General features: G+C 53.1%; 19 protein-coding genes. 18 read left to right on the top strand and 1 reads right to left on the bottom strand.

Translation table 11 applies throughout. The features are described from left to right. The first annotated feature begins 104 nt into the window (after window positions 1-104). From JNUCC32_RS21485 to JNUCC32_RS21440, 10 genes are all read left to right on the top strand, one after another. Window positions 105-959 carry an AraC family transcriptional regulator gene (locus JNUCC32_RS21485; RefSeq protein WP_012818931.1) on the top strand — a complete coding sequence of 285 codons (855 nt, stop codon included), beginning with the start codon at window positions 105-107 and terminating at the stop codon, window positions 957-959. A 76-nt stretch (window positions 960-1,035) separates the two neighbouring features. After that, window positions 1,036-2,829, top strand: coding sequence for a sensor histidine kinase (locus JNUCC32_RS21480; RefSeq protein WP_192569788.1), 1,794 nt, complete (start codon window positions 1,036-1,038; stop codon window positions 2,827-2,829). Between the two features lie 9 nt (window positions 2,830-2,838). Continuing rightward, a complete protein-coding gene (locus JNUCC32_RS21475) occupies window positions 2,839-4,482 on the top strand; it encodes a response regulator (protein WP_012818933.1) in 1,644 nt (547 codons plus the stop codon). Window positions 4,483-4,679: 197 nt separating this feature from the next. Beyond that, complete coding sequence (locus tag JNUCC32_RS21470; protein ID WP_192569787.1) at window positions 4,680-6,251, top strand: extracellular solute-binding protein; 1,572 nt, start codon at window positions 4,680-4,682, stop codon at window positions 6,249-6,251. 33 nt (window positions 6,252-6,284) lie between these two features. Then, on the top strand, window positions 6,285-7,247 hold the full coding sequence (locus tag JNUCC32_RS21465) for an ABC transporter permease (RefSeq protein WP_192569786.1): 963 nt from the start codon (window positions 6,285-6,287) through the stop codon (window positions 7,245-7,247). 13 nt (window positions 7,248-7,260) lie between these two features. Further along, window positions 7,261-8,154 carry a carbohydrate ABC transporter permease gene (locus JNUCC32_RS21460; RefSeq protein ID WP_096777073.1) on the top strand — a complete coding sequence of 298 codons (894 nt, stop codon included), beginning with the start codon at window positions 7,261-7,263 and terminating at the stop codon, window positions 8,152-8,154. 51 nt (window positions 8,155-8,205) lie between these two features. Beyond that, window positions 8,206-10,221 carry an alpha-L-arabinofuranosidase C-terminal domain-containing protein gene (locus JNUCC32_RS21455; RefSeq protein WP_192569785.1) on the top strand — a complete coding sequence of 672 codons (2,016 nt, stop codon included), beginning with the start codon at window positions 8,206-8,208 and terminating at the stop codon, window positions 10,219-10,221. A gap of 218 nt (window positions 10,222-10,439) precedes the next feature. Beyond that, window positions 10,440-10,934 carry a pyridoxamine 5'-phosphate oxidase family protein gene (locus JNUCC32_RS21450; RefSeq protein ID WP_192569784.1) on the top strand — a complete coding sequence of 165 codons (495 nt, stop codon included), beginning with the start codon at window positions 10,440-10,442 and terminating at the stop codon, window positions 10,932-10,934. A gap of 510 nt (window positions 10,935-11,444) precedes the next feature. Further along, window positions 11,445-12,743 (top strand): hemolysin family protein, encoded by a 1,299-nt coding sequence (locus JNUCC32_RS21445; protein ID WP_192569783.1) that lies wholly within the window; start codon window positions 11,445-11,447, stop codon window positions 12,741-12,743. Window positions 12,744-12,820: 77 nt separating this feature from the next. After that, entirely contained in the window at window positions 12,821-13,888 is a 1,068-nt protein-coding gene (locus tag JNUCC32_RS21440; protein ID WP_192569782.1) for a hemolysin family protein, read from the top strand. 161 nt (window positions 13,889-14,049) lie between these two features. Here the strand turns inward: JNUCC32_RS21440 and JNUCC32_RS21435 are convergent, their stop codons facing one another. Then, entirely contained in the window at window positions 14,050-17,166 is a 3,117-nt protein-coding gene (locus tag JNUCC32_RS21435) for a beta-galactosidase, LacZ type (protein WP_192569781.1), read from the bottom strand. Window positions 17,167-17,445: 279 nt separating this feature from the next. Between JNUCC32_RS21435 and JNUCC32_RS21430 the strand changes: the two genes are divergently transcribed. From JNUCC32_RS21430 to JNUCC32_RS21395, 8 genes are all read left to right on the top strand, one after another. Next, window positions 17,446-18,039: a TetR/AcrR family transcriptional regulator gene (locus JNUCC32_RS21430; RefSeq protein WP_192569780.1), complete on the top strand. Its 594-nt coding sequence runs from the start codon at window positions 17,446-17,448 to the stop codon at window positions 18,037-18,039. Between the two features lie 31 nt (window positions 18,040-18,070). Next, window positions 18,071-18,850: an alpha/beta fold hydrolase gene (locus JNUCC32_RS21425; protein ID WP_192569779.1), complete on the top strand. Its 780-nt coding sequence runs from the start codon at window positions 18,071-18,073 to the stop codon at window positions 18,848-18,850. A gap of 98 nt (window positions 18,851-18,948) precedes the next feature. After that, window positions 18,949-20,151, top strand: a complete 1,203-nt coding sequence (locus JNUCC32_RS21420) for an acyl-CoA dehydrogenase family protein (RefSeq protein ID WP_090912633.1) — start codon at window positions 18,949-18,951, stop codon at window positions 20,149-20,151. A gap of 271 nt (window positions 20,152-20,422) precedes the next feature. Next, the gene (locus JNUCC32_RS21415; protein WP_192569778.1) at window positions 20,423-21,091 is read left to right on the top strand and encodes a hypothetical protein; all 669 of its coding nucleotides are present in this window, start codon (window positions 20,423-20,425) and stop codon (window positions 21,089-21,091) included. Window positions 21,092-21,365: 274 nt separating this feature from the next. Continuing rightward, complete coding sequence (locus tag JNUCC32_RS21410) at window positions 21,366-22,139, top strand: hypothetical protein (RefSeq protein ID WP_192569777.1); 774 nt, start codon at window positions 21,366-21,368, stop codon at window positions 22,137-22,139. A 163-nt stretch (window positions 22,140-22,302) separates the two neighbouring features. Next, window positions 22,303-23,076, top strand: a complete 774-nt coding sequence (locus tag JNUCC32_RS21405) for a MerR family transcriptional regulator (RefSeq protein ID WP_192569776.1) — start codon at window positions 22,303-22,305, stop codon at window positions 23,074-23,076. A gap of 237 nt (window positions 23,077-23,313) precedes the next feature. Further along, the gene (locus tag JNUCC32_RS21400; protein ID WP_192569775.1) at window positions 23,314-24,747 is read left to right on the top strand and encodes an alanine/glycine:cation symporter family protein; all 1,434 of its coding nucleotides are present in this window, start codon (window positions 23,314-23,316) and stop codon (window positions 24,745-24,747) included. A 115-nt stretch (window positions 24,748-24,862) separates the two neighbouring features. Beyond that, the gene (locus tag JNUCC32_RS21395) at window positions 24,863-25,837 is read left to right on the top strand and encodes an anti sigma factor C-terminal domain-containing protein (protein ID WP_192569774.1); all 975 of its coding nucleotides are present in this window, start codon (window positions 24,863-24,865) and stop codon (window positions 25,835-25,837) included. Window positions 25,838-25,963: the final 126 nt, after the last annotated feature.

Raw genomic sequence — 25,963 nt, 5'->3', positions numbered from 1 at the left:
TGATGATATTGAAAAATAGGGGTTATCAAAATAGCACCGTGTTATATTTTTGTTGTCATTTTGTTATTCTTGATGAAAAAATGAAGGGAAGAGGGGAAGTCGAGTTGCAGGAGTACGAATACGAGTATGCCGAGTTTATCTACTATACGCCGGGATATTTGGATAAAGAGGCACAGATCTGGCCCGTCCGGGCGGGGCGAAGTTTAGCCAAGCCCAATTACAGGGTCGGGCCGAAACGGATCGAGTGTTACAGTCTGCACTTCGTGCATGAGGGAACGGTGCGGCTGGAGTTCGACGGCAAACGAGTGGATCTGCAGAAGAATGATCTGTTCTGCCTGTTTCCGGGCCGGACTTATTACTATCACCTGCTTCCCTCGGATGCACCGCTCCGGATGAGCTGGCTGGCCTTGGACGGAAGCAGGGTAAGGCCGCTGCTCGAGCTGGCCGGCTTAGTGCCGGAAAGCCCGTTCGGCAGACAAATGATCTCCTCCCGGGTCGAAAAGTCCGCCGAATGCGTGATTGATGCCTTGGCCGGCGTCGAGCGCTGGAAGCCGTCGGTATCGCTCGAGCTGCACGGTTTGGTTTATGGTCTGCTCGCCGGCATGGTTCCCGACGCGGCTTCCGCAGAGCCGACGGAGCTTGCGGGATGGATTAACGAGTGTTTGGATTACATGGAATTGCATGCTACCGAGGGGATATCCGTGCAGCAGGTTGCCGAATTCGCGGGCGTGCACCGCTCGTACTTCTCCAATATGTTCACGAGCCAGGTAGGAATGCCCCCGCTGAAATACCTTCAGCGCATCCGAATGGACAAGGCCAAACGGTTACTAACGGAAACGGACGCGACGATTACCGAGATTGCCCTGTCCCTGGGTTATCCCAATTTGTATTCATTCACCCGGGCGTTCAAGATTTATTTCAAGGTGCCTCCCATAACGATGCGTGAAAATCCATGCTGATTTCAGGAAGCGTTATGTACTATTGAAAACGGTTACCGATCCGGTTCCACGGAACCGAAAAAAGGAGACACTCGCCATGAAGCTCTCTACGATTCAAAGATGGCTATCGCCCAGACGAAGCATTCAAGGGAAAATATTCATTGCGTTCAGTGCGGTGACGCTCCTGTCCATCGTCTCCATTACGGTCATCGTGTATATGAGCATGCGCGAGACGATCATGCAAAATGCCGTCACCTCGGTTTCGGACAGCATCCGGCAGGCGGATGAATCGCTGAATATGATGCTGGAGGAAATCGACCGGCTGAACACCGTCGTGGTGACCAACAAAAACACGGTGATCGACACGCTGCTGAGCCCCCATGAAGAGATTAGTTATGAATGGTTTCTGGAACAGAAGCGGATCGACGAGTTTCTCTCCGTCCTGATCGATTACAAGCCCTATATTTCGCGGATTGCGGTGGTCGGTTTGAACGGGAAGGTGTATTTCTCGGGCGGTCCGTGGCTGGACAAGACGGTCTTGGGCAGCCCCATGATGGATTACATGCTCCACAACGGATCGCGCCATGCGTATTTCAAGCAGTCGGGCGTATCGGATGCCATTACGATCGGCCGTGAGATTCGATATAACCGCGAAACGATCGGAGTGGTCATGGTGGATTTGAATTATGATTTTATCCAAAAAACATACGGCGTGAAGCCGACCACCGACAGCATGATTTATGTGCTGGACAAGCAGGGCGGTTTCGTCTATGAAGCCGAATCGGCGCCAGCCTTTGCCCCTTCGTTCGATAAGATTCTCCGCATCCATCAGGACCTTGCAGGAAATGGGGATGCCATCAAGCAAAGCATAGACGGCAGAGATTATATCGTCGTGAACCGTCAATCCGGGTATACGGGATGGAGCACCCTGGCTCTGATACCAATGGACTCGCTGCTGAGCGAATCGGCAAGGCTCCGCAAACTGTTGGCGGAGGTATCCATCATCGTGTTTATCGTTGTCCTGATCGCTTCGCTGCAGGTATCTTCCCGAATCACCCTCAACATCCGGCGATTGAAATCCCTGATGATGTTCGTGAAGGAAGGGAATCTGACGTTCCCGAAAAAGGAAATCAAAAGCGAGGACGAGACCGGACAGCTGTACCGTGTCTTCATCAGCATGGTGGAGGATTTGAAGCGGCTGCTGGAAGGGATCCGGGTCAGCGAGAAAGAGAAGCGGGAGGCCGAATTAACGGCGCTTCAGGCGCAGATTCATCCTCACTTTTTATACAATTCGCTGAATACCATCAAGTATTTGGCCAAGATGAACGGCGTGCCGAATATCGAAGAGGTGTCCGGATCGTTGATCGAGCTCATGCGCGGCGTTTTGGGCAATTCGAGCGAATTTTTGACGGTGCGGGAGGAACTGGATTATGTGGAACGCTATATCTCCATCGTGAAGTACAGGTATATGGAGCCGATCCGGATGGTCACCCAGGTGGAGGACGAAACTTTGCTGGAATGCCGGGTCCTGAAGCTGATGCTGCAGCCCCTTGTGGAAAATGCCATCATTCATGGCATCGGACCGCTGGAGCAGGAGGGACTCGTGCTGATACGCGTATGTGAAGAGGGCAGCGACCTCAAGATTGAAGTGATCGACAATGGCAAGGGGATGACGGCGGGGCAGCAGGCGCAGCTTCTGGGGGAGACGGGCAAGAACGGAAATACATCCCGTTTCAGCGGCATGGGGGTACGCAATGTGCATGAGCGGATCGTTCACATGTACGGAGATGGCTACGGCGTCAAATTGTACAGTGAGCCGGGTTTATATACGAAGGCCGAGATCCGGCTTCCGAACATAGTGGAGAATAAGATAAATCCCGACAAGAGGTGATATAAAGCCATGTTTCAAGTGCTGCTTGTTGACGACGAACCGCTGGTGCGGCATGATCTGCGAACGCTATTGGACTGGAATGAGCACGGATTCGAATTATGCGGCCAAGCCCATAACGGTATCATGGCGCTCGCGATGATCGAGCAGTCTCCTCCGCATATCGCGATTATTGACGTGAATATGCCGGAAATGAACGGCGTGGAGCTCAATCGGGCGATTAAGGCGCGGTTTCCGTCCATTCAGACGATCATGCTCAGCAGCTTTGATGATTATGACTACGTGCGGGAGTGCCTGAAGAACGGCTCCATCGATTATTTATTGAAGCATCGGCTGGACGGTGCGACGCTTGCTGCCTTGCTTAACAAAGCGGTCCTTGAATTGCGCCGGGCGGATCGGCTGCTGGAAGAGAGCGAGGCCCGCAAGGTTAAGACCGAGCGGATAAATCCCGTGCACATTCGCGACTACATCGCGCATCTGGTCAGGGGACGGAAGGAGGCAACCCTGGAGGTTGAGGCATTTTCGCGAGAAAACAGCCTGTACACCGGTGCGTCAAGCTATGCGGCCGCGGCCCTGCAGATTGTTCCGTTCCTGCTGCTGACGGAGTCATACAGCGACGTGCAGACGAATCGGCTGGTTCAGCAGGTGGTCGATATGATGCAGCAGAGCCTTGGCGATATCCGTGAGCGGACGGCAGCTTATGTGGAGGATGGACGGTTCATGATCGTGTTTGCGTTTAAGGAACGGAGCGAGCATGCCATAAAGAGCGAAATCGACGGACAGATGAGGAAGCTTCAGCATGCGCTTGAGCTGTTCCTCAATTTAAAATGCGTAAGCGCCGTCGGACATGTGTGCACCAGCTTGACCCAACTCGGAACAAGCTACGGCTCCGCCGAACGGTTACTCGATGCTTCCCGCTCGGAGCCGTCCGGCAGCAGCGCGGCCCCCAGGATGCCGGGCCGGGCCGGCGGGCTTGCCGATGAATACCACCAGCGCGTGTCTCTAACGATCGAGGAACACAAACAGCTGCTGCTTTCGATTGAACGACTGGACATCGAAGGCGTGCACGGTTTAATCGACTCTGTTTTTGCTTCCATCCACCATCTGCCGATCCATTCGCATACGGTCCAGATGATGGTCAGCGAGCTCATGCAAACCGGGGACAAGGCACTGAAAACCTGGCTGCCAGGGACGGAAGACGCCAAGGAAAAGCTCCCTTCCCGAAGCGAGCTCGGAAGGATCGGCAGCGTCGGGGAGCTGGTGCAGTGGCTGCAATCCTTCTATGCAGGCTTGCTCGGACTGCTGAAGCAGCACCGGGCGGGAGGGCCATATTCCCGACATGTCACGCAGGCCATACACTTTATTCTGGAGCGGTACCCGGGTTACGTGACGCTGGAGCTTGCCGCGGGCGCCATCGGCCTGAACTCCTCCTATTTGAGCCGAATATTCAAGGAAGAGACGCAGCGGACGTTCTCGGAGTATCTGAATCGGGTTCGGATCGATGCGGGGCGCAAGCTGCTGGAAAGCGGCAAATACTCGATCAAGGAAATCAGCGGACAAGTGGGGTTTACGACCCATAATTATTTTTTCAAAGTATTCAAGGAAATGACGGGCCTGACCCCGCAGGAGTATTTGAACCGCCTGGGAAGAGGATAAGGATAAAACCAAGTATTCGGATCGGCAGGGAAACGAACTCGAAAGCCGCCTTGTTATAAACCGTAAAATATGTGGAGTAAATGGTCAAATTTTTGTAACGGGCCGTCAAGGCGGCTGAATTATAATAATCACACACACCAACGGTAAACGCTTACAAATAAGGTTGGTGAATAAGAAAATATGGGGGTAGCTGATACATGCGTAGACGCTGGGGAAGAAACACGGTCATCTTTATGATCGTTTCCAGCTTGATGCTGGCCGGATGCAGTTCCGATGGAGGATCGAAGAAGGAAGCCGCACCCGAAGGTGCGGAGAATGTCGTACATACCACGGGGTTTCCGATCGTGGATCAAGCGGTGGAACTGAAAATGTTCACCCGGATTGCACCCGTGAACGGTCCGTTCAAGGAGATGCCGGTATTCCAGGATTACGAGAAATTGAGCAACGTCAAGGTGGAATTCATCGAAGCGCCGACGGACGGCTTCCAGGAGAAGAAAAACCTGCTGTTCGCTTCCAACGAGCTGCCTGACGCCTTGTTCCGTTCCGGGCTCTCGCCGCTTGAAGCGGTTCGCTACGGATCGGCAGGCCAATTGATTCCGCTGGAAGGCCTTATCGACGAATACGCGCCGAATCTGAAGAAATTGATGGAGGAATATCCCGAAATCCGTTCGGGCATCACGACGCCGGAGGGGCACATCTATGCGATTCCCGGCATTGTGACGCTGGGCGCGGCGCGTACGGATAAGAAATGGATCAACCAGATGTGGCTGGAGAAGCTGAATCTGAAGGTGCCGGAGACGACGGACGAACTGTATGAGGTGCTGCTGGCCTTCCGCGATGGAGACCCGAACGGCAACGGGAAGCAGGATGAGCTTCCGATGACGGCACGTGTCGGATTGTCGATTGTGGCCGCGATGAGCGGATCATTCGGACTGGATACGCAGCTCGGGTATAACATCAATATCGAAAATGACAAAGTGAGCATCTGGATGGGCAGCGACAAAAATAAAGAGATGTTGATGTATTTAAACAAGCTATACAAGGAAAAGCTTTTGGACCCTGAGATATTCTCGCACACGGAAGCTCAGTATTTGGCCAAGCAAGGGTCGGGAAATACGGGATTCTTCTTTGACCAGACCAACAATAACTTCTTGTCGATCCAGGATCAGTATACCGGAATCGCGCCGCCGGCAGGCCCGAACGGAGACCGGATGCAAAGCCAGGCCTTGCCGATTGCGCGGGACTTTGGAGCCTTTGCCATTACGTCCATCAACAAGTACCCGGAAGTCACGATGCGCTGGATCGATTATTTTTACAGCGATGAAGGATCTACTCTTCTGCGGTTCGGCAGAGAAGGAGAGCATTACGAACTCAAGGATGGGATCCCGTACTATACAGAGGATTTCCTGAAGGATATTACCAATCAGGCCAAAATCACGCCTTATGCGGGAGGAGGGGCCCCTCACATCATCAGCGAACAGGTTGCTTCGTTCATCAACCCGCCGCAGGTGCAGGAGGCGCAGCAGCAGCTGGATCCGTTCATGCCGAAGGTTCGTTACGCCGCCCCGATGTTTGACGAGCAAACCGCGCAGCAGGTCAACATTCTGCGCAACGACATCGACAAATACTACGAAGAGCAAAGCACGAAATTCATTGCGGGCGCGCTTAGCTTCGACAAGTGGGGAGAATTCCAATCCACGCTCCAAAAGATGAAGATCGGCGAACTGGAGAAATTGTATCAGGATGCTTATGACAAGATGGAGAAATAAAGCTGCCACATCATCGTGAAGGAGTGGATGCCCATGAAGAGCGCCAACGCCGATAAAGCGATGGTTCTGCCTCGAAGCGATTCGAGGCGGGGCCCCCGCCTCTTAAAGCAAATGGCCAAGCGGTATGATCTGTATCTCATGCTGCTACTGCCCATCGTCTGGTATTTGGTGTTTCACTACGGTCCGTTGTACGGGCTGCAGATTGCCTTTAAAAATTTCAATCCGGCCAAAGGCATTCTCGGCAGCAGCTGGGAGGGCTTCGGACACTTCGAACGCTTCTTCGACTCGTATTATTTCTGGCGGCTGCTGTGGAATACGCTGTCCATCAATTTGTTCTCGCTCTTGATTGCCTTTCCGATTCCGATCCTGCTGGCCTTAATCATCAGCGAAATACGCAGCAAGACCTTCAGCAAATGGCTGCAGAACATTACGTACATACCGCATTTTATATCGGTAGTTGTAATCGTCGGCATCCTGAATGTGTTCCTGTCACCGACCAGCGGTCCCATCAATCTGTTGATCGAGGCACTCGGCGGCACGCCGATCCGCTTTCTGGAGGAAGCGGGCTGGTTCAAGACCATCTTTATCGGTTCTAACATATGGCAGAGCATGGGGTGGCAGTCCATTATCTACATTGCGGCGCTGAGCGGAGTGAACCCGCAGCTGTACGAGGCGGCGAAGATGGACGGGGCTTCAAGGCTGCGGCGCATTTGGCATATTTCCTTGCCGGGCATTGCGCCTGTCATCATTATTTTGCTTATTTTGGATATCGGCCATTTCATGAACGTGGGCTTCGAGAAAATATTATTGATGCAGAACAACTTGAATCTGGAATCAAGCGACGTCATCTCCACGTTTGTCTACACGACAGGCATTTTAAAAGGGGAATACAGTTACACGGCTGCGATCGGGCTGTTTAATTCCGTCATCAATCTGGTGCTGCTCCTGCTGGTGAACCGCATTGCGCGCAAGACGTCGGAGACGAGCTTATGGTAAAGGGGGGACCGACATGTCCAAACCATCGACAGTAAAGGAAGCCTCGAGTGAACGGCTATTCGACATCCTGATCTACGCGATCGCCGCTATCATTATCGTCATCGTGCTGTATCCGCTGTTGTTTATCGTCAGCGCTTCGTTCAGCGACCCGGCACGGGTATTGAACGGCGAAGTTTGGCTGCTGCCGAAGGGCGTGACGCTGGATGCCTATGAGAATATTTTGCACAACGACAAGATTTGGACGGGATATCGCAATACCATCCTCTACACGACCGTCGGCACGGCGATCAATATCATCATGACGATATTGGCGGCCTATCCGCTGTCGAGACCCGATCTTCCCGGACGCAACGGGATCATGGTGCTGATCACGCTGACCATGTTCTTCAACGGCGGGCTGATTCCGACGTATCTGTTGGTCAAGGATCTGGGGATGGTCGACACGATGTGGGCGCTGATCATTCCCGGCGCGATCGCCACGTACAATCTGATCGTAATGAGGACGTATTTCCAATCGAGCATTCCCTGGGAGCTGCAGGAGGCGGCCCATATCGACGGGTGCTCCAATTGGAGGCTGCTGTTTAGCATCATACTGCCCTTATCGAAGCCGATCCTGGCGGTCATGGTGTTGTTTTATGCGGTCGGCCATTGGAATTCGTTCTTTAACGCACTCATATACATCCGAAACGAAGATCTGCACCCGCTTCAGCTGGTGCTGCGCGAAATTTTGCTGATCAGCCAATCGGATGCCGTGGACGGCAGCGTGGGACTGGAAAAAAGCATCCTGCTGGCCGAAAGCATCAAATACGCGGTCATTATCGTATCCAGTTTGCCTGTACTGCTGATGTATCCTTTGGTGCAGCGGCATTTCGTGAAAGGCGTCATGATCGGCTCGATCAAGGGGTAATGCCGGTATGATCGCACGGCTCACCCTAAAATTCCATTGGAGGTTACATTCTTGAATACGAACGCAACGATTACCATTGATTGCAGCCGCAAGAGCGAGCATGAGATTAATCCGTATCTGTTCGGGCATTTTGTGGAGGATATCCGGGACCATATGGAGGCGATGCTCGCGTTTCCGCTGAAGGACATGGATTTTGAGAGCGAGGCAGAAACGATGACGCCGGTATCGGGAAGCTGGCGCGCGTATACGAACGGACGCAACACCCAGTACGCGATGGAAGCACCGGCGCCCCGGCATTCGGGAAGAGCCCAGCGCATCCGCATCCTGAGCGATGACGAAGCTTATGCCGGCATAACGCAGAAGGCGGCATTAAAGGGGCCGATGAACTATACGGTCCGGCTTGTCGCCCGCGCCTCCATTGAACTTCAATACGTGATGGTGGAAGCTGTCGACCGGCGCACGGAAGAGACGCTTGGACGGCTTCGCATGGAGCTTGGCAGCCATAACTGGCAGCACTATGAGGAGCAGCTGTCCATATCGCGCGAATGCACAGATGCCGAGATCCGGGTATATGTTCCGGCTGAGCATCCAAGGTGGATCGATCACGTGTCCACCGGCATGCTCTGGATCGATCACGTCTCCTTGCTGCCCGTCGACAGCATCGCCATGGTCAAACGCGAAGTGGTCGAGATGACTAAAGATTTGAATGCGGGCATGATGAGACTCGCAGGCAATTACATCAGCGCTTACCATTGGGAGCATGGCGTCGGTCCCGTCCTGGAAAGGCCGGTCATGTACAATGAGGCCTGGGGAGGGTGGACCAGCAAATATTTCGGAACGGACGAATTCATCCGTTTTTGCCGAGAGCTGCAGGTGGAGCCCCTGATTTGCGTGAACGACGGATCGGGCACCCCTGAAGAAGCCGCGCAGTGGATCGAATACTGCAACGGGAGCGCGGATACGCCGATGGGGGCTTTACGTGCCCGGAACGGCTTCCCTGAGCCGTATAACGTCAAGTACTGGGAGATCGGCAACGAAGTGTGGGGCCAATGGCAGGTCGGAACTTGCACGGCAGAGCGGTTTGCGGAGCGTACGATATCGTTTGCCAAGGCCATGAAGGAGGCGGACCCCTCCATCGTGCTGCTGGCCTGCGGTCATTACGAGCAGAACTGGAATAAGGCCGTGCTGGACCTGGCCGGCGAGAGCATCGATTATTTGACGCTGCATTTGTATCACGGCTACGGCCCTTTCGGCATGAACCGGGATACGCCGGCGGAGGATCGCTATAAGGCGATTGCCTCTTATCCCGAGTGGACCCGGCACCATGTCCGGCAGACGACGGAGCTGATCCGGTCCCGCCCGGAGCACAGCCACGTCAAGCTGGCGATCACCGAATACAACACGATGTATTATCCGAATACGGTGCGAAAAGGGCTTCCGAACGAGCACACGCTGGGAGCCGCGGTGGCCAATGCCGCCAACCTGAATGAAATGATGCGCTGCAGCGACATGGTGCACATCGGCAGCTTCTCTGACCTGGTAAATGGCTGGCTGGGCGGCTGCATACGCGTCGGGGACTATTATGCGGACCAATACTGCGGCAAGCAGCCCGGCTGGAGCGGGCATCCCCTTACGATCTACGGGACACCGACCTATGAAGTGCTGAAGCTTTACGCCAATCGGGACGTTCGGCGCGTCCTTCCGGTCCAAGCGGAATGCGGAACCTTCTCCGTGGCTTCGATGAAGGAGACGCCTATGGCGCTTGACGCGCTTCCGGACCTGGACATCGTGGCGGGGACGAATGACGACGGCAGCATCGTCACCGTGTTGATCGTCAATCGAAGCCTGGAAGCGGTTAGGGCCGTGCTGAATTTGAAGGCCTTCAAGGCTTCCGGGGAAACGACCCTTTACGAAATCACCGGCGATTCTTACGATGACATCAACTCCGTTTTCCAGCCGGAACGTATTATGTGCAAGGAAAGCAGGGTTCCTGCAGAGGCGTGGCGCCAAGGCTACGACTTACGGCCTTCATCCGTTTACGCACTGGAATTCAGAGCGCAGGTGTGATGATATGAAGCCGTCCTTTTAAAATGAATGTTTTCGTGCGAAAAAGTCGGACTGCGCTTGCAGTTTCCGGCTTTTTTTTGCGCAGGGAACGTTTCCGTCCGGGCCTGAATCCATGCAGGAAAATCGTACGAATGGACACGAAATGTTACACGATTCATCGTTTAACTTATTTATGGGAAGTGTAATTAGAGACTAAATACAAGGATGGGGTGATTAAGATGTCAAACGGAACCGTTGTGAATCAGGAAGCGGTCGAGACCGTGAAGGATATTATCAAGGATATCGAAACGGCGATGTTCTCCACGATATCGGAGGGCGGGATCAATGCCAGACCGATGCAAACGCAGGATATCGAATTCGACGGCGACTTGTGGTTCTTAACAAAGCGGGATACCAGCAAATACGAAGAAATCCTGGCGAATCCCAACGTGAATGTCGCTTATGTGGGCAAATCCTACGTATCGATCCGAGGCAAGGCCGAAGTCGTGGATGATCTGGAGAAGAAGAAGGCGCTCTGGAATGCGGCGTACGAAAAATTTCTGCAGACGTCCTATGACGATCCCAACATTATTCTGATCAAGGTGGACACGGACACCGCGGAGTATTGGGAAACCGGAAACAAAACGAAAACGGTGAAAGCCTTCTTCAAGAAAATGGTGGGCCAAGAGCCTAGGGGCGACTCGGATATAAACAAAACCGTAGATCTCCATTGATAACGAAATTCGTTCATTAGCAGTGGCAAAACCGCAGGATCCTGCATCACGATCCTGCGGTTTTTTTATGTTAGCCGAACCCGCATGCGCATATCCTTCAATACGGATCCCGTTTTGGTTATGAATGGATGAGCACCGGATGGGGTGGGCACTTTAATACATAACAGGGCATATTTAGCACCAAGAAGGAATATACCTCATCAAACAAGTGAGAATTATGTGAATTCGTGCTGGAATTCGCCTGCAAACCATAACGTGCAACTGGATGGTTTGATTACCGTCATGATATAATTTTTTCATAAATATGAAAAATAGATTCCAGGAGAGGAGGTAGTACATTGGGAAGGCGTTATTGCAAATGGATCAAATTGCGGAATTAGGTTGTAATATTCTCTTCTGCGAACTACCTCTTTTTCATGGAAATATCGTATATAGAATGACCTGTTCAGATGCAAAAGCACATGGCCTTTAATTCAATCTGGAGGTGAATCCCTCTGAAGAGGGAAATCATTGGACATTATTACCATCGTTAATTTAATCATACTTGCCATACTGATTGCGTTGACCGCTTTTTTCGTGGCGTCCGAGTTTGCCGTCGTTAAAATCCGCATGTCGCGGATCGATCAATTAATAACGGAAGGAAACAAGAAGGCGGTTGTTGCCAAAAAGGTAGCCGGCGATCTCGATTACTATCTCTCGGCCTGCCAGCTCGGCATTACGGTGACGGCGTTGGGGCTCGGGGCCATCGGCAAGCCGGCCGTTGAGCATTTCATGTACCCGGTATTCGATTGGTTTGACGTATCGGCTTCAACGGCCTCGATTGCCTCTTACGCCATAGCGTTCATTCTCGTAACCTTTTTGCATGTCGTGGTAGGAGAGATGGCGCCCAAGACCTTGGCTATTCAATTCTCGGAAAAGACGACGCTGCTCCTTGCAGCCCCGCTGTATTGGTTCGGCAAGCTGATGTATCCGTTCATTTGGGCGTTGAATGGAGCCTCGCGCGTGCTGCTTCGTGCATTCGGCGTGAAACCTGCGCCGCATGAGCAGGCTTATACGGAGGAGGAACTGCGCATCGTCATGGCGCAGAGCTTTCAGGGCGGCGAGATCAATGGGACCAAGCTGGCTTACATGGAAAACGTGTTTTCGTTTGATGAGCGCGTGGCCAAAGACATTATGGTACCGAGAACGGATCTGATCACCCTGGATAAAAGCATGGAATACCCGGACATCGTCCGTATCCTGGATGAGCACAACTATACGCGGTACCCTGTCATCGAGGACGGCAGCAAGGATCGGGTGGTTGGCGTCGTCAACGTCAAGAAGATGCTGCCCCACATCGTGGCCGGACGAGACCGCAAGCTGGAAGAATTCGTTCGGGACCTCCCGGTCGTGCTTGAAATTACGCCGATCCAGGATGCCATGCTGAAGATGCAGCAGGAGCAGATGCATATGGCTTTGGTGATTGATGAATACGGCGGTACGGCGGGGATCCTGACCCTGGAGGATATTTTGGAAGAGATCGTAGGGGAAATTCGCGACGAATTCGATGAAGATGAAGTAGCGGATATCCGGAAGATCGGGGAACGCGAATACCTGATAAGCGGACGGGTTCTCTTGGAGGAGCTTGAGAAGCGCTTCGGCTTGGTATTCGAGGATAACGAGGAGATGGATACGATCGGCGGCTGGATACAGTACCAGAAAGGCACGACGGCTCAAGACGGCGATGAGATCCAGCATGGCGAGCATATATGGGCCGTAGCGGAAACGGATAATTTTCAGATCAAACACGTCATTCTCAGACACGGATGATCTAGGGCATGGCATGATCCCGTGTACATTCAGACCATAACTTTTTTGGAGGTGAATCCCTCGCAAGAGGGAAATCATTGGACGGAATAATCGCGTTGAATTTATTTTTGGTAGCCGTGTTCATCGGACTGACTGCATTTTTCGTAGGGGCCGAATTCGCCATCTTGAAGGTGCGGCTGTCCCGGATCGATCAATTGATCGCCGAAGGGAATAAACGGGCGGTCACGGCCAGGAAGGTAGCCCATGAACTGGATTACTATTTGTCCGCCTGCCAGCTTGGAATTACCATTACGGCTCTCGTGCTGGGCGCGCTGGGCGAACCGACCGTCGAAAGGATGCTGCATCCGCTGTTTGAACGATTCGACGTGCCGGCGGCGGTGGCAACGGTACTCTCTTATGCCATTGCCCTCGGGATCATCACGTTCCTGCATGTCGTCATCGGGGAATTGGCACCTAAAACATTGGCGATCCAATTTGCCGAGAAAATGACGCTGCTGCTGGCGTCTCCCTTGTATTGGTTCGGGAAGATCATGTATCCGTTCATCTATGCATTGAATGGAGCTTCGCGTCTCCTGCTTCGAGTATTCGGCGTAAAGCCGGCAGGGCATGAAACGGTCCATTCCGAGGAGGAACTGAAGTGGATCGTGGACCAGAGCTACGAGAGCGGCGAAATTAACCAGACCGAGATGGGGTATTTGACCAATATATTTGCTTTTGATGAGCGTACCTTGCGCGAAATCATGGTCCCGAGTGATCGCATCGTTACGGTAGAACGAGGGTGGCCGCTTGCCAATATCCTGGAGGTTCTGGGCGAGTACGACTATACCCGTTACCCGGTGACGGAGTCGGGACGCGCGGAGGATTTCATCGGGTTTATCCATACGAAGGAGATGCTGACGGGCATAGCGGCGGGTAGAAACTGCAGCGTGAATGACTTTATTCACGACATGCCGCGTTTTCCGGAGTCGTCTTCGATCAAGGACGTCCTGATCAAGATGCAGCAAATCCGCGTGCATATGGCCGTCGTGACGAACGAATCCGGCACGGCGATCGGGCTGGTGACGATGGAGGATATTCTGGAGGAGATCGTGGGCGACATTCGGGACGAATCGGATCGCCGCGAGCTGCAGGGTGCACACGCCTAAGCGATGCCGAACTAGCATCGGGCACGATTCAGGAATAGGGCTAAACGTCCTTGCGGCCACCCATCCGTGGTGAAAGGGCATGGAATTGCCGAAACATAAAAAGAGCAGCTTCAACACGAAGCTGCTCTTTTTGCATGTGTCCTATCGAGTAGGTCATCGTGCTAGCGTGCTGCCCCCATCGTAAAGCCGAAGCTGTACGTGCGGTTGGAAGGCAGCGTGAATTCTTCATGGATCGGCGCTCCCCAGCTGTCGTCGCCGCCGACGCCCATTTGCTTGTAATTGATGCGCAGGACGGTTTTATCGCTTGGCGGGAGCTTGTACGCATGGTCGCTGCCCTCCAGCTCCTCCGGCGTCCACGGCAGTGCGCATACCTCCATGAGGGAGGAACTCTCGAATTCCAGTCCGTCCCCGCCATTCTCCCCGGTTAGCAGCGCGAAGCGCACATCCGTTTTATTCCCGCACTCTTGAGGCCTTAGATAAGGGACGAACTGATCGGCGACCTTGCCCGCGTATCGGCCGATTTTGGCTCCTGTCTTCCGGTCCCAATAATTATCATGTGGCCCCCGCCCATACCAGCTGAGCGTATCGAGTCCTTCATCCAGCAAGAACAGCATGCCGACTTCCGGAATGTCGGGCAGACCGGCGCCAGGGATCAAGGTTTCATGCACGCGGACAGTGCCGTCCGGATAGATTCGATATTCCAGCGTCAGGCTGGATACGGGATTGGTCTCGATCCGATAGTGGCTGGATACCACGACGGCAGGGCCTTCCGCATGCCAGCGCAAAGTCAGCAGCTTTCTCCGATCATGGGCCGTTCTCCACACGCCGCTGCGTTCAGGGAGCCGGTTGCCCAGATCGTTGTCGGTGACGGCCCGCCAGAAATTCGGTCTTGCGGGCGCCAGCAGGCATTCCCTGTCTGACAGTGCGTAGGATGTCAGATCCCCGGTGCCAAGATGGAAACGCAACGAGACGGCAGAACCCCTGATGATAAGCTCTTCATCCGACTCGGCAGCTTCCAGAGCCTGCACGCTTGCAAGAGCGTCCGTTTCGGGTTGCTCGGCAATATACGGCGTCAGCACAAACTGCTCCCAAGCCTCCTCATGTCCCGCAGGCGCCCACTTGGTGCTCTCCTTCCTAACGAGGGAGACGGTGAGAATCGCTTCTTTTCCTTCGTCCTCCACGGGGGAGTACGGAACATGGATTTCCGTTTGCTCACCAGGCTGAAGCGAGAGCTCGAGCGTGCCGGATTGGCTGACTTTGCCGTTTAGCGTTACGTCCCATTGTACAAGATACGGATCGAGGCTGGTAAACAAGAAGCGGTTGCTGACCCGAATCCGGCTTGCCGCAGGATCCAGGCTTTCGAACTTGACGTTCTGGTAGCATTTTTTCACTTCGTCCAGCTTAGGGGTTTTGGTTCGGTCCGCGAAGATCAGGCCGTTCCCGCTGAAGTTGCCGTCATGCGGCGTTTCGTTGAAGTCCCCGCCGTACGCCAAATATGGTATTCCGTCCGCCGTTTGGGTGCGGATTGCTTGATCGATCCAATCCCATATAAAAGCCCCCTGCAAAATGTCGTACTTCTCAAACAGCTCCCAATACAGGTGAAGCCCGCCGCAGGAATTGCCCATCGCGTGACTGTACTCGCAAATGATATAAGGCTTGTCCGGATTGCTGTTGGCATACTTCTCCACATCCTGCGGCCTTGCATACATGGTGGATTCCATGTCGCTGGCCGCTTCGGACGCCCTGTAATGAAAGATTCCCTCGTAATGAACCAGCCGGGACGGGTCGGCTTCCTTCAGAAAATCGTGCATCGCAATGAAGTTGTCGCCTCCGAACGATTCGTTGCCAAGCGACCAGATGATGACCGAGGGGTGATTCTTGTCGCGTTGGAACATCGAATTGCAGCGGTCCAATACGTTGTCGCGCCACTCCAGCTTGCTGCCGGGCACCGTTTCTTCCAGCTCCTGCTGCCCATACGTCCAGGTTCCGTGCGTCTCCAAATTCGTTTCATCGATAACGTATAACCCGTATTCATCGCAGAGGTCATACCATACGGATTGATTCGGGTAATGGGAAGTCCGTACCGCATTAATGTTATGTGTCTTCATCAGCTCAATATCGGTGATCATGTCTTCACGGCTGAGGGCCCGCCCGGTATCCGGGGAGAATTCATGCCGGTTCACGCCTTTGAACAGAATGCGCTGACCGTTGATTCGCATGAGCCCGTCCTTCAGCTCGAAGCGGCGGAATCCCGTACGGCAGCTTACGGCTCCGCGGCAAGCTCCGTCCGTATTCTTCAATGCCAGGACAACGGTGTACAAATAAGGCGATTCCGCGCTCCATTTCTCGGGTTCGGGGACGTTCATGCTCAGGGTAAAGCTGCCCTCGTCAATGATGTAATCCGCAATGGTGAGCGTTTGTTTCTGGACCAGCTGCCGGTCCTGATCGTAGAGAAGCGCCTCCAGCTGGAGCGTGTCCTTGTCGATGGTCTCGTTATAATAATTCGTGACGGCTGCATCGATTTGCATCTCGGCATGCCGGTACTCGTCATCAAGAACCGGGCGCACGAAGAAATCGGAGATATGGACGGCAGGGACCGAATAGAGATAGACCTCGCGGAAGATCCCGCTAAGCCTCCAAAAATCCTGATCCTCAAGCCAGCTCGCATCGCACCATCGGTATACCTCAACGGCTAATTTGTTCTTGCCCTCAATCAGATAGGGGGTAAGGTCGAACTCGGCCGGCGTAAACGTATCCTCGCTATACCCGACCATCTCGCCGTTCACCCATACATAGAAAGCGGATTCAACACCTTGGAAGCTAATATAAACGGGCTGTTCCTTCCATGCTTCAGGTACCGTGAATTCACGGATGTAGGAGCCCACGGGATTGTATCGGGTCGGTGCGAAGGGAGCTTTCAATTCAGGCTCCGATTCGGCCCAGGGGTATCTTACATTCGTATATTGAGGATAGTCATAGCCTTGAAGCTGCCAATGGGAAGGGACGGGAAGATCGGCCCAGCTCCCGGAATCGTAATCGCCCTCGTAGAAGTTTTGAATGCGCTCTTCAGGCGTTTTGGCGAAAGCGAATTTCCAGGTCCCGTTTAATGACTGATACCAGGGGGACATGGCGTGGTCAAGGCTCAGCGCCTCGGACTCCGTCGGGAAATTCATCATGTAAGCATGGGCTCTGTGACGGTTCAACTGAAAAATATTCGGATTATTATTCCATTCGGGATAACCGTTTGCAGGTGCCTGGTAAATGAATTTGGTACGCAATGTGCTCAGCTCCTCCTAGATTATAGTTTCCTTCCTTCTACTGACAGTATAGAGGTTAATTCCGCCCAAGAGTATAAGGAAGTTGCGCTATTTCTATCAAACGATCAACAAAACAGCGAAATTTCGATCACTTAGATGGTCATTTGCATATCTTGCTGCCAGGGAAGCCGTTGGTTATGTCCAGCGCCATCAACATGACCAATATTACATTTACATGGAATAATGTTTATGAAATAATGGTTAGTAAATGATCATTCACTAACGATGGGAGGAACGCGCATGGTAAGACCTCGCGAATTTCAAGATGAGGTGATCTTCCACGGCGTCTACCGGGCACTATGCAAAAAAGGGTACGGCCAGTTAGCCTTAACCGACATCACGCATGAAATGAACATCTCGCCGGCAGCCTTAATGAAGCGATTCGGCTCGAAGAAGAATCTGCTCCTGGCCTACAGCGATTATGTCATTGAATTAACCAAGCAAGCCTTCCACGATGCGGACTTGTCCGGCCAATCCAGAATCGAGGCGCTTAAAACGGTGTTCAGGGATGCCGTCTCGCATATGAAGGATCCTGTGGAATTGGCCAACCATACCTCCTTCTATCTGGAAGGGACGAATGATCCGGATTTGCTGGAGAAGACCCGGTACCGGCTGCAGCTGATCGATGAGTTTACCCGAAAGATGCTGGATCAGGCGATCACGAACAAAGAGATCGTGCCATGTGACGTGGCACGGGTCAGCCGGGTGCTGCAAGCCGCGATCAGCGGCGCCATGCTGATCTGGATCAAAGAGTCGGACCGAAGCTTGGACGAACTGTTTGACGAGTGCTTTCAGGTCATATTCGCCTCGCTCGTTCAAGGCGGTACGGAATAATGCCCATTTTATTATGGAGAGGTGGAGGGCTATGCCGGTTTACAAAGGAAGGGAAGTCGAATTGTATTATGAAGTGAAGGGAGAAGGGAAGCCGCTGGTATTTACGCACGGAGCTTCCTGGAATCATAAACAGTGGCAGCCTCAAGTCGATGCCTTCTCACGGCGGTATCAAACCGTGGTGTGGGATATCCGGGGGCATGGCTCCTCTTCCTTGCCGAATGGCAAGGTGGATTCGGAGGATTTCAGCAGGGATTTGGCGAATTTGCTAAGCGAACTCGGCATTGAACAAGCGACGCTTTGCGGGCTGTCCCTGGGAGGTCATATTTCGCTGCAGACTGCCGTTCGCTATCCGGAGAAGGTTGCGGCCCTGGTACTGATCGGCACGCCGTTCACGAATGCGTTTAATTGGTTCGAGCGCATGTTCGTGCCGGTAAACCGCTTAACAAGTTATCTGATGCCGATGTCCTTATCCGGAAAAATACAAGGCAGGATGTTATCCAAATTTAATAAGAGCAATCAAGCCTATATTGAGCAAGCTTTTGGCTCCATTGCTCATTCCGATTGGATTCGGATATGGGATGCGGTGACCCGAATGGACAGCACGCATGATCTGCACAAAATCCAGTGTCCGGCATTGCTGCTTCAAGGCGAAAGCGACACGATGATCCGAAGGCAGCAGGCATACATGCAGGAACAAATCGCGAACGCGCAGTTGAAAATCATCCGAAACGCTCATCACGCAACGAATTTGGATAACCCCGACGAGGTGAACGAGGCGATCGCTTCATTTCTGTCGGAGCACGCGATCTAGCGGTATCTGAACCCTTTCATTGACACCCCAAAACAGGGTTGCTACAATTTTAGGCATATATCCATCGGAATACAAGGGTTATCAAGGAGGGGACGAACTTGAATCGATTCGGTTCCACAGATCCATTCATACGTAATGAACGCGAAGCGGTGATCGCGGCCCGGGCCGACAAGCTGGGGGCGATATTCGCGGAAAGAGCACCTCAGCACGATCTGGAGGGATCGTTTCCGTTCGAGAATTTTGATGATTTGAAGGAGTCCGGTTATCTGAAGCTGACTGTTCCGGCAGCCTTTGGAGGAGAAGAAGCCTCCGTATACGAAATGGTGCTTGCCCAGGAACGGCTCGCCCGAGGAGACGGGTCTACGGCGCTGGCCGTAGGCTGGCATATCGGGCAGATACTGCAGCTGCGCCTTTCCGGGGCTTGGCCGGAGCCGTTATTTGAGAGATTGTGCAGAGACGTTGTAGCAGAAGGCACGGTCATTAATGAACTGGCGAGCGAGCCTGCGACTGGGAGCCCCAGCCGGGGCGGAAGGCCGGAGACGACGGCACGGCGGGTGTCGGGCGGCTGGCGCATCACCGGACGCAAAACCTTCAGCACGTTAAGCCCGATCTTGAAGCAATTCGTGGTTACGGCCGGAATCGAGCATAGCGAGAAGGTCGGCGCGTTCCTCGTTCGCAGCGGGCCCGGGGTCAAGGTTGAAGAGACCTGGAATACGATGGGCATGCGGGCAACGGGAAGCCATGACGTGATTCTGGAGGACGTATTCGTGCCGGACACGGAAGTCATTCGGGGACCCGATTATGAGAAGCCTGAGTTTCCCGTGCCTACGGAAGGCATTCTGCTTCATATTCCGGCATGTTATATGGGGATTGCTTATGCCGCGCGGAATTTTGCCATCGATTTTGCCCGTCGTCATCAACCGAACTCCTTGACGGTGCCCATTGCCGAATTGCCGAATGTCCAAAGGCAGATCGCCCAAATCGAAGTGGACCTGCTGACGGCCCGCAGTTACCTGTACCAAACCGCCGACCGCTGGGACAAGGAAGCGGAGAACCGCGCCGCGCTCAAACCCGAGCTTGGGCTTGCCAAGTACGTCGTGACCAATGCGGCGGTCCGGATTGTCGATCAGGCCATGCGGATCGTTGGGGGATTGAGTCTCTCCCGGAAGCTCCCGTTGGAGCGTATGTACCGGGATGTCCGGGCAGGTCTTCATAATCCGCCAATGGATGATGTCGTGCTGACGAATTTGGCCAAACGGGCCCTTTCGGAAGCGGAGGAGAAGGAAAATCAGGAGCCTTGATCTGATCGGACGAGAGAATAGGCCACTTAGCAGGAAATAAGGATAGAAACCGCGGGAGAGCTGGCTCCGGCGGTTTTTTTTGCGCTTCGCGTGCCGGACATTCCTTCTTGCGGCTCCATTACATAATCGCGGCATCTTCTGCAGCCTCTGCTTCATATACATACACTTAGGTTAGGATGGCGGGCTAACGGGTATAAAACCTATCAGTACGACTATATGAGTCGATCGAAATTCGCTCATGAGGAATTAGGTTGAAAGGAGATATGTAACCATGGATTCTGTGCTGTATTTGGGCTTGGCCGTTATATATGCCGTGCTGTTTCTGTATGGGTGCGTGCTGCTGAGGCGGGATGCGTCACCGGGGCTTCGGTACTTGCTGCTGATCGTAACGGCCGGATTGGTCTGGGATAACGGCGTGATCGGCATCGGGAAATACATGGGGGAAGGAGATCTGCTGGAGGGGCTTAACGTTGCGCGTTTCTGGATGCATGCGTTGGCCACGCCGCTGCTTGTGCTCGTGTCGTTCGACCTGATACGCAAGGCCGGAAGCCCTTGGGCTAGCAGGCCGGCCGCCGCATGGGGGGCCTGGCTTTTCACCGCAGCGCTGATCGTGCTCGAGGTGGTGACGGAGACCTTGCCGCTCAAGCTCCAACCATCCATGGAGTACGGAGCGCTGCGTTACGTTTCGTCCGAATCCGGGGGGCCGCCGCTCATGGTGATCCTGATTTTGATCCCGCTGCTGACGGCAGGCATTATCGTATGGCGGAGAAAAAAGACGCCGCTGCTGTTCATCGGCACGGTGCTGATGGCTGCCGGGAGCGCCATACCGATCCCGATCGAAAGCTCGGCTGCCACGAACGTGTTCGAGCTGCTGCTCCTCTTGTCCCTGTGGCTGACGGTACGCAAGCTGGCCTCCGCCCGTACGTTGTCTTTTCGCTAGTTCCTGCTGACACCGCGCTCGCCATCCAGATGTGCGCGGTTTTTTGGCATGTCCCGCCTTCTTTCGCTTGTTTAGCTCCCGCACCCATTTCCGACTAGCATCTGGATGTACCCCGCAGCTTCATGATGTACGTAACCGATTGGCATAGCGCCACATTCAGCAAACCTTCAGCTTAGCCTAAGCCTGGCATAACCTTCCCCTAAGACTGCTTTCAGATTCCGTCCCTATACTTCAAATAGCAAGACAAACCATGATCCTAGAAGGAGAGATGACGATGAATCCGATAAGCAAAAAAGTATTAGTAAGCAGTATGGCGGCAGCGATCGTGCTGGGGGGAGCCGGGTATCTTCAGAACAAAACCTTTGCCGCGGCGAGCACGGATACGGCAGCCGCGGCAGCTCAGGACGGTCAGACGGGAACGGACACAACGGCTTCGGATGCAGCGAAGAACCGGGAAGGGAAGTGGATGGGTCATAAGGCGGGCGGACCTCGGGGCGGCAGCATCGTGAAGGAAACGGCCGAAATCCTTGGGCTGACGGAGGCCGATATCCGGACGGCGCTTGAATCGGGCAGCACGTTTGCCGAAATTGCTAAAGGCAAGGGAATGGCCCAATCCGCGTTCGTTCAGAAGCTGATCGAGCTGGAAACCGCCAAGATCGATGAGCGTCTGAGTGAGGGCGGCATTACGGAAACCGAAGCAGCCGAGTGGAAAGAGGGTCTGAGCGACCGTCTTACCCAAATCGTAGAGAGCAGCGACGCCGGTTTGGGGAAAGGTCATGGCAAAGGAGGACGAGGGTTCGGCAAATTCGGCAATCCGGAAGAAATCGCGGCATTGCTCGGAGTGTCGGAGGACGAGCTGAAGGCCGGAATGGAAGAAGGACAATCGTTGGCCGAGATCGCGGCGGCGAAGGGAATGACGGAGGATCAACTGATTCAGAAGCTGAAAGATCAAATGACCGAGCCCTTGAAGCAATGGGTGAACGAGAAGCATACGGACGCTGATAAGTCGACTGCGGCTACGGGAGAAACGGATGAGGATACGGAATAACGATTGAATCGAGATTGGATTGCTGAAGAGACTGGATGGTATTCTATTAAGAATACATTCAGTTTCTTTTTTTATATATAAGAAAGTCATCATTTTTTTTGCACAAAGTGTTGACCTTAACGTTACGTAAAGGTGTACATTGAGTTTGTCAGGAGGTGAAACCATGGAATACACGGTGCAGAAGCTTGGGAAGTTGGCGGGAATAAGCACGCGAACCCTCCGTTATTACGATGAGATCGGGATTCTGAAGCCGGCCAGAATCAACTCGTCGGGGTATCGGATTTACGGGCAGGAGGAGGTCGATCAATTGCAGCAGATCTTGTTTTACCGGGAGCTTGGGCTGCAATTGGACGGTATCAAAGAGATTATGACCTCACCATCCTTCAATCGGACCAAGGCGCTCCAGGAACACCATGCGCAGCTCCTAGACAAGAGAAGGCAACTGGATTTGCTGATTACCAATGTGGAGAACACGATAGCCTCCGCCGAAGGGAGAAAAACGATGAGTGACCAAGAGAAATTCGAAGGATTCAAGCAGAAGCTGATTGATGATAACGAGAAGAAATACGGTAAGGAAATTCGCGAAAAGTATGGCGACGAAACTGTAAATCAATCCAATGCCAAGCTGAAAAATATGACGCAAGCGCAGCATGATGAAGTAACACGTCTGACGGAGGAGCTGTACGAAACGCTGGCCGAAGCGTTTAAGCAGGGCGATCCTGCCGGCGAGCTGGCCCAGAAGGCGGCCGATCTTCACAAGCGTTGGCTCACCTTTTATTGGAATGAATACAGCAAAGAAGCCCATGCCGGCCTAGCCCAGATGTATGTTGACGATGAGCGGTTTACCGCCCATTATGACGAGAAGCAGCCTGGAACCGCCAAGTTCCTCCGCGATGCGATTCTGATTTACACGGGCACGAATCCTGCATCATTGTAGGCAAGCTGAAGCAAGCAGCCTTGTCATACCGACAAGACCCTTTCCCTGCGCTAAACCCGCGAGGAGAGGGTCTTTTTTATAGGGGTTCCCTTGAAGGACCTTGATCTGTTCACCCTGCCTCCCTCTTCCACAATTAACCTCTTGTCTCCAAGGGGGGAGTAATGGTTAGATGTAACATGGGCTATTTTTCACAAACCTACACCATGGGTGATGACATATATATAGTGAGGGTAGAGAATGGATCAAATTGTACAGCAGGTAGTTACTATCTTTAACGATTTTCTATGGTCTAAACTGCTTATCGTATTGCTGATAGCGTTTGGCCTGTATTTTACGGTGGGCACCAAGTTTCTGCAGTTTCGCCTGATCGGCGAGATGTTCCGTGTCATCCGCGAACCCAAGAGCAAAACGAAGGGCAGCATTTCTCCGTTTCAGGCGTTTGCCATCAGCATGGCGGCCCGCGTCGGGACCGGGAACATTACCGGCGTTGCCCTGGCTATCTCGCTTGGGGGGCCGGGGGCCGTATTTTGGATGTGGATCATCGCGATCATCGGATCGGCCTCCAGCTTTATTGAGAGCACATTGGCGCAGATTTATAAGGTAAAGGATGGAGCGGGCGGATTCCGCGGAGGTCCCGCCTATTACATGCAGCAAGGATTAAAAAAGCGGTGGATGGGCGTGCTGTTTGCGATCCTGATTACTTTGTCCTTCGGCCTTGTGTTTAACGCGGTTCAATCCAACACGATTACGATAGCTTTCCAGAATTCCTTCGGCATGGATCGTTTAACCCTCGGGATCATCATGGCGGTTGTTTTTGCGGCCATCATCTTTGGTGGAGTGAAGCGAATTGCCAAAATGTCAGAGCTGATCGTCGTGATTCTGGCTGTACTGTATGTCGGTGCCGCGCTGTTTATCGTATTGGCGAACATCACCAAGCTGCCGGAGGTTTTTGCGCTAATCGTCAAAAGCGCGTTCGGTTATGAGCAGGTGGTCGGCGGATCGATCGGTGCCGCGCTCATGAACGGGATCAAAAGAGGCCTGTTCTCCAACGAAGCCGGCATGGGGAGCGCACCGAACGCAGCGGCGACCGCAACGACAAGCCATCCGGCGAAGCAGGGACTGGTTCAGGCGCTGGGCGTCCTGATCGATACGCTCGTCATATGTACAAGCACGGCATTCATTATTCTGTTTACCGGCGCATACCAGCAGACCGGACTTGATGGAATCGCCCTGACGCAGGCTGCCCTGGCCATGGAGATGGGTGCGTGGGCATCCGACTTCCTGGCGATCATGATTTTCCTGTTTGCGTTCAGTACCTTGATCGGTAATTATTACTACGGGGAAACCAACATCGAATTTTTGAAGTCGAATCGGGTTTGGGTATGGATCTATCGGGTTTCCGTGCTGGCCATGGTCATCTTCGGCTCCGTGACCAGCGTGAAGCTGGTGTGGGATTTGGCCGACCTCTTCATGGGATTGATGGTAATCGTGAATCTCATCGCCATCGCGCTGTTATCCCGAACGGCCTTTGCCGCGCTGAATGACTACTTGAAGCAGAAGCGGGCAGGCCTCGATCCGGTCTTCACTAAAGACAGCATCAAAGGGCTTCAGGATGTGGAGTGCTGGGATGGACAGGACAGCCCAACCACGAAAAGCGCCATAATCGAATAACGTGGACGGAATCGCTACGGTAGCTGTTGTTCTAGCTGCCGTAGCGATTTTTGATTTTACCGTAACCTTTGCGAATTCAAACCGTTGTCTAAGTGAGAAGGGGGAGAAGATACGAATGCTGCATGTTAATCGGATGACCTGGCGGACAAGGGCAACGCTGCTCTTTCATGCTTTATTAGCTGCGTTGGCCGTGTTTCTTACTTATGTCATGTATTATATAGCCGTCCAAATTTATTATGAAAAAAATGGCCTGAACGATAAATTTATAAGGTCTGTCATGACGACGGTTGAATTGCATGAGAGTGGACTTATGGTAGATAAACGCGGCTTGACTTCGATAGAAGTGACGCCCTTCCTCACCCAGAAGAAAACGCTGAAAGTGTATAAGGATGTGGGGGAGTGGCAGTTGATTGTCGGAGAGCTTCACGCGAAGAAGAGGTTATGGGGAGAACTGACCTATTCCATTGAAGAACAGGGGCCTTACCTGAACCGCGAAGAAAGGGACCCTTATGTTCTGCATTCTGCGCTTCTGGATGGTGGGAAGATTACAGACTCCTCTCATCCGAATGGTGCAATGAACCAGTTAGAGAAACTGGAGGACGGCAACGTAGCGGAATTATTCTTCTCGCTTCGAACGTTGAAGTCACCGGAGCAGGTTTTGGAGCTCCTGTCGGACTATGATGTTAGAGCGACCAATATGGCTGTTTTTGCTGGTGAACTGAGGGAAATCAAACTGGGTACTTATAGCTCTAGCGGCGCTGGTCACACGATCCCCCATCTTACATTGAGGCCCAGAATTATGTTTGACGATAACCATTTCCTTTCTGCATGGCATACTTTTTTCTCATTGGAGGCAGGAATATCGGACGATGTGCAGCAGCTGATCGTCGACGTTGAATGGATGACCAACAATATCAAATACAACGGTGTAGATGATGACAAACAACGGCTGGCCTACTTGAAGAAAAATGGAGTTCAAGTTTATGGGGCAACCGTCACGGGACCTGTGCGGGAGCTGGAGAAGCTGAAGGAGGAGTCGGAATTCTGGGGATTCCGTTTGGGCCGCATCGAGGTGTGGAATTGGAGCTAAGCCAGCTTGAGCTGTCATCCTTTGCATATGTCCCCAAATTTCTTCCATGCTTTGAACCATTCCGAGAAATTGGGAGCAACACTGGGAGGAACCATTCGTACACGGAGCGTCTCCTAACAGAAAAAG

Source organism: Paenibacillus sp. JNUCC32 (assembly GCF_014863545.1).
Taxonomy (GTDB): domain Bacteria; phylum Bacillota; class Bacilli; order Paenibacillales; family Paenibacillaceae; genus Paenibacillus_AQ; species Paenibacillus_AQ lautus_A.
This window is presented reverse-complemented; position numbering and strand designations above follow the sequence as displayed.